We start from the raw sequence: 4,567 nt of genomic DNA, 5'->3' as shown, positions 1-4,567 counted from the left end.
GTGGTGCTCCTGCCGGGGGGTACCCCATGGGGGGCCCGGGGGGGGGGCGCGCCCCCGCCGACGCCACGGCGCGGCTGCGACGCGCCGACACCGGCCACGACCCGGGCCCACCTCACCCGCGGCCCAGGGCGGTAGCGCCGTAGAATCGGCGTCACCATGGCATACCTCGACCACGCCGCGACCACCCCGATGCTTCCGGAGGCGGCAGAGGCCCTGACCGCCCACCTGCGCAGTACGGGCAACGCCTCGTCCCTCCACGCATCCGGCCGCCAGGCCCGCCGCACCGTCGAGGAAGCCCGCGAGACCCTCGCGGAAGCCCTCGGCGCCCGTCCCAGCGAGGTGGTCTTCACCTCGGGCGGCACCGAGGCCGACAACCTCGCGGTCAAGGGCCTGTACTGGTCCCGCCGTGCCGCGGACCCGGCCCGCACCCGGGTCCTGTCCAGTCCCGTCGAGCACCACGCCGTCCTGGACGCCGTCCACTGGCTGGGCGAACACGAGGGCGCCACCGTCGAGTACCTGCCGGTCGACCCCCACGGCCGGGTCGCGCCCGAGGTGCTGCGCGAGGCCATCGCCCGCAACCCCGACGACGTCGCCCTCGTCACCGTCATGTGGGCCAACAACGAGATCGGCACCGTGCTGCCAATCCGTGAACTCGCCGAGACCGCCGCCGAGTTCGGCGTACCCATGCACTCCGACGCCGTGCAGGCCGTCGGTCAGCTCCCCGTCGACTTCGCCACCTCGGGCCTCGCCGCGATGACCGTCTCCGGCCACAAGATCGGCGGGCCGTACGGCATCGGCGCGCTGCTGCTGAGCCGTGAGTGCAGCCCCGTGCCGGTCCTGCACGGCGGCGGTCAGGAGCGCCACGTCCGCTCCGGCACCCTCGACGTCCCCGCCATCGCCTCCTTCGCCGTCGCCGGCCGCCATGCCGCCGGGCACCGCGAGAAGTTCGCCCGCGAGGTCGGCGCCCTGCGCGACGACCTGATCGACGTGGTCCGCACGGCCGTGCCGGACGCGATCCTCGGCGGCGACCCGGCCCACCGCCTCCCGGCCAACGCCCACTTCACGTTTCCCGGCTGCGAGGGCGACTCGTTGCTGCTGCTCCTGGACGCCCAGGGCATCGAGTGCTCGACCGGGTCCGCATGCACCGCCGGTGTCGCCCAGCCCAGTCACGTCCTGCTCGCCACCGGCACCGATCCCGATCTGGCCCGCGGCACCCTGCGCTTCTCCTTCGGCCACACCTCCACGGCCGCCGACGTCGAGGCGGTGGCCAAGGCCATCGGGCCGGCGGTGGAGCGGGCGCGGGCGGCGGGGCTGACCTGAACCCGCGTCAGGCCGGTGTCGAGGCCGGGCCCGCCTGCCGTACGAGGCGCATGTACCGGTCCCAGTCCCAGTGCTCCCCGGGATCGGTGTGGTCCGTCCCCGGCACCTCGACGTGGCCGATGATGTGCTCGCGGTCGACGGGTATGCCGTAGCGCCGGCATATCCCGGCCGTGAGCCGGGCGGACGCGGCGTACATCGCGTCCGTGAAGTCCTGTGGACGGTCCACGAAGCCGGCGTGCTCGATGCCGACGCTGCGTTCGTTGTAGCCGCGGTTGCCCGCGTGGTACGCCACGTCCAGCTCGCGGATCATCTGCGCGACATGGCCGTCCTCACGGACGACGTAGTGCGACGCGGCGCCGTGCTCCGGATCCTGGAAGACCTTCACCGCGCTGTCGAAGCTGCCCTGGGTGACATGGACGATCACCATGTCGATCGTGTAGTCGGCCGGGCGGTCCGCCCGCCGCCAGTTCGCCGACGAGGCCGCCACCCAGCGCGCGCCCGTGTAGTCGACGGCCCCCTCCACCCGGGGCTTGTCCACCCCGGGGACCTGCCACCACAGCCGCGACAGCTCGTCACGCGCCAGCACGGCACCCGAGCCCACCACGGCCGCGGCCCCACCGATGATCAGCGCGCGCCGCCCGATCCGCGGGCCCGGGTCGCCCTTCGTCTGCTCCATGTGATCGAGAACGGATACCCGCGGTCCCCGGTTCCCGCGTCCCCGTACCCTGGAGGGGTTATGACTGACACCCCGCAGCCCTCCCGCCCCCTCCGCGTCCTCGCCGCCATGTCCGGCGGTGTCGACTCAGCCGTCGCCGCCGCCCGTGCGGCCGAGGCGGGACACGACGTGACCGGAGTCCATCTCGCGCTCTCCGCGAACCCGCAATCCTTCCGTACGGGCGCGCGGGGCTGCTGCACGATCGAGGACTCCCGCGACGCCCGCCGTGCGGCGGACGTCATCGGCATCCCCTTCTACGTCTGGGACCTCGCCGACCGCTTCCGCGAGGACGTCGTCGAGGACTTCGTCGCCGAGTACGAGGCCGGCCGCACGCCCAACCCCTGCCTGCGCTGCAACGAGAAGATCAAGTTCGCCGCGCTGCTGGACAAGGCCCTCGCCCTGGGCTTCGACGCGGTCTGCACAGGCCACTACGCGCAGGTCGTGACCCTGCCCGACGGCAGCCGCGAACTGCACCGCGCCTCCGACATGGCGAAGGACCAGTCGTACGTCCTCGGGGTGCTGGACGAGAAGCAGCTCGCGCACGCGATGTTCCCGCTCGGCGACACGCTCACCACGAAGGACGAGATCCGCGCCGAGGCCGAGCGCCGGGGCCTGGCGGTCGCCAGGAAGCCGGACTCCCACGACATCTGCTTCATCGCCGACGGCGACACCCAGGGGTTCCTGGCGGACCGCCTCGGCCGGGCCGAGGGCGACATCGTCGACGAGTCCGGCAGCAAGATCGGTACGCACGAGGGGGCCTACGGCTTCACGATCGGCCAGCGCAAGGGGCTCAGGATCGGCACCCCGGCGCCCGACGGCAAGCCGCGCTACGTCCTCGACATCTCCCCGGTCACCAACACGGTGACGGTGGGTCCCGCCTCCGCCCTGGACGTCGGCGGCCTCACCGCCGTCAAGCCCCGCTGGTGCGGCACCGCTCCCAGCGGCCCCGGCACCTACACCGCGCAGCTGCGCGCCCACGGAGGCGAGACCGAGGTCCTGGCCGAACTGCTCGACGGCGAGCTGCACGTGCGCTTCACCGAGCCGGTCCGGGGCGTGGCCCCGGGTCAGGCGATCGTGCTCTACGACGGCACGCGCGTGGTCGGCTCGGCGACGATCGCCTCGACCACGCGCGTGCCGGCGGGGGTGGTCTGAACCGATGGTTCAGACCATCTCCACCTCGTAGAAGCAGAGGTGGTCCTTGATCGCGGCGACGTCCGGCTTCGGGTCAGGGTAGGCCCAGACCAGATCCGGCGCGTCGGGGAGCGACCAGTAGGACGCGGTGCCCTTGAAGGGGCAGTAGGTGTGCGTCTCGGAGGGTGTCAGCAGATCGAGCCGGACGTCCTGCGGCGGGATGTAGTAACGCACGGGGGTTCCCGTCTCCCGCAGGAGCAGCGGCCGGTCGCTCTCCGCCAGCACCTGCCCGTCGCGCACGACGCGCACGCGCTGTGTGCCCGGCTCGATGGTGATCGTGTGGCCTCGGGTGGCGTTCTGGGTCATGTAGGGACAGCACTCGCGGGGCTGCCGTTCTTCCCCCGTACGGTGGATCCATGAACATCTGCGTCTTCCTCTCCGCCGCCGAGCTCGACGACCGCTACACCCGCCCCGCGCGCGAGTTCGCGAAGTTGCTGGGCAAGGGCGGGCACACGTTGGTGTGGGGCGGCTCGGACGTCGGCCTGATGAAGGTCGTCGCCGACGGCGTGCAGGAGGCGGGCGGACGCCTCGTGGGCGTCTCGGTACAGTTCCTGGCGGCCAAGGCGCGCGAGGGCGTCGACGAGATGGTGATCGCCGGGGACCTCGCCGAGCGCAAGAGGCTGCTCCTTGAGAAGTCCGACGCCGTGGTGGTCATGGTGGGCGGCACCGGCACGCTGGACGAGGCCACCGAGATCCTGGAGCTGAAGAAGCACGGCCACACCGACAAGCCGGTGGTGCTGCTGAACACGGCGGGCTTCTACGACGGCCTGAAGGAGCAGTTCCGCCGCATGGAGGACGAGGGGTTCCTGCCCAGGCCGCTGACCGACCTGGTGTTCTTCGCGGAGGAGCCGGTGGGGGCGCTGGCCTACCTGGAGGAGAGCCGGGGCGTCGCCTGACGCCGCGGTGATGCGAGCATGGCGGGCATGGCTACTCATGTGATCACCGGGGCGGGTTCCGGCATCGGCGCGGCCGTGGCCCGCCGTCTGCACGCGCGCGGGGACGACCTCGTGCTGCACGCGCGCGACGCGGGCCGCGCCAAGGAGCTGGCCGCCGAGTTCCCCGGGGCGAGGACCCTCGTCGGCGACCTCTCCGACCCCGACAGGCTGAGCTGGGCGCTGTCCCACCAGACGCTGCCCGACCGGGTGGACTCCCTGCTGCACAGCGCCGGCGTGGTCGACCTGGGTCCGGTCGGCGACCTGACCCCCAAGACGTGGCGCCACCAGCTCAACGTCAACCTCGTCGCCCCCGCCGAACTCACCCGCCTCCTGTTGCCTCAACTGCGCGCCGCACAGGGCCACGTGGTGTTCGTGAACTCGGGTGCGGGACTGAGCGCCCACGCCG

The 4,567-nt window shown here is 72.5% G+C and carries 6 protein-coding genes; 4 read left to right on the top strand and 2 right to left on the bottom strand.

Annotated features, from left to right (window positions below; translation table 11 throughout):
* The first annotated feature begins 156 nt into the window (after window positions 1-156).
* Entirely contained in the window at window positions 157-1,320 is a 1,164-nt protein-coding gene (locus AB0O67_RS36675; RefSeq protein WP_365460237.1) for a cysteine desulfurase family protein, read from the top strand.
* A gap of 7 nt (window positions 1,321-1,327) precedes the next feature.
* On the opposite strand, the gene AB0O67_RS36670 is transcribed toward AB0O67_RS36675, so the two are convergent.
* A complete protein-coding gene (locus AB0O67_RS36670) occupies window positions 1,328-1,996 on the bottom strand; it encodes an N-acetylmuramoyl-L-alanine amidase (protein WP_365460234.1) in 669 nt (222 codons plus the stop codon).
* A 60-nt stretch (window positions 1,997-2,056) separates the two neighbouring features.
* Between AB0O67_RS36670 and mnmA the strand changes: the two genes are divergently transcribed.
* Entirely contained in the window at window positions 2,057-3,187 is a 1,131-nt protein-coding gene (gene mnmA, locus AB0O67_RS36665; RefSeq protein WP_365460231.1) for a tRNA 2-thiouridine(34) synthase MnmA, read from the top strand.
* 9 nt (window positions 3,188-3,196) lie between these two features.
* On the opposite strand, the gene AB0O67_RS36660 is transcribed toward mnmA, so the two are convergent.
* Entirely contained in the window at window positions 3,197-3,532 is a 336-nt protein-coding gene (locus AB0O67_RS36660) for a DUF427 domain-containing protein (RefSeq protein ID WP_365460228.1), read from the bottom strand.
* A 50-nt stretch (window positions 3,533-3,582) separates the two neighbouring features.
* Between AB0O67_RS36660 and AB0O67_RS36655 the strand changes: the two genes are divergently transcribed.
* Both AB0O67_RS36655 and AB0O67_RS36650 read left to right on the top strand, forming a co-directional pair.
* Entirely contained in the window at window positions 3,583-4,122 is a 540-nt protein-coding gene (locus tag AB0O67_RS36655; protein ID WP_365460225.1) for a TIGR00730 family Rossman fold protein, read from the top strand.
* 18 nt (window positions 4,123-4,140) lie between these two features.
* Window positions 4,141-4,567 (top strand): SDR family NAD(P)-dependent oxidoreductase (locus AB0O67_RS36650; protein ID WP_365460222.1); only part of this gene is annotated, 427 nt, incomplete at its 3' end.

It is taken from the genome of Streptomyces sp. NPDC086077 (genome assembly GCF_040686175.1).
Classification (GTDB): domain Bacteria; phylum Actinomycetota; class Actinomycetes; order Streptomycetales; family Streptomycetaceae; genus Streptomyces.
Note: the sequence above shows the minus strand (reverse complement) of the source record. Positions and strands in the feature narration are given on the sequence as shown.

Excerpts from the sequence above, each read along its gene's own strand:
- AB0O67_RS36675 (WP_365460237.1), top strand. The coding sequence starts at position 157 with ATGGCATACCTCGACCACGCCGCGACCACCCCGATGCTTCCGGAGGCG.
- AB0O67_RS36670 (WP_365460234.1), bottom strand. The coding sequence starts at position 1,996 with ATGGAGCAGACGAAGGGCGACCCGGGCCCGCGGATCGGGCGGCGCGCG.
- mnmA (WP_365460231.1), top strand. The coding sequence starts at position 2,057 with ATGACTGACACCCCGCAGCCCTCCCGCCCCCTCCGCGTCCTCGCCGCC.
- AB0O67_RS36660 (WP_365460228.1), bottom strand. The coding sequence starts at position 3,532 with ATGACCCAGAACGCCACCCGAGGCCACACGATCACCATCGAGCCGGGC.
- AB0O67_RS36655 (WP_365460225.1), top strand. The coding sequence starts at position 3,583 with ATGAACATCTGCGTCTTCCTCTCCGCCGCCGAGCTCGACGACCGCTAC.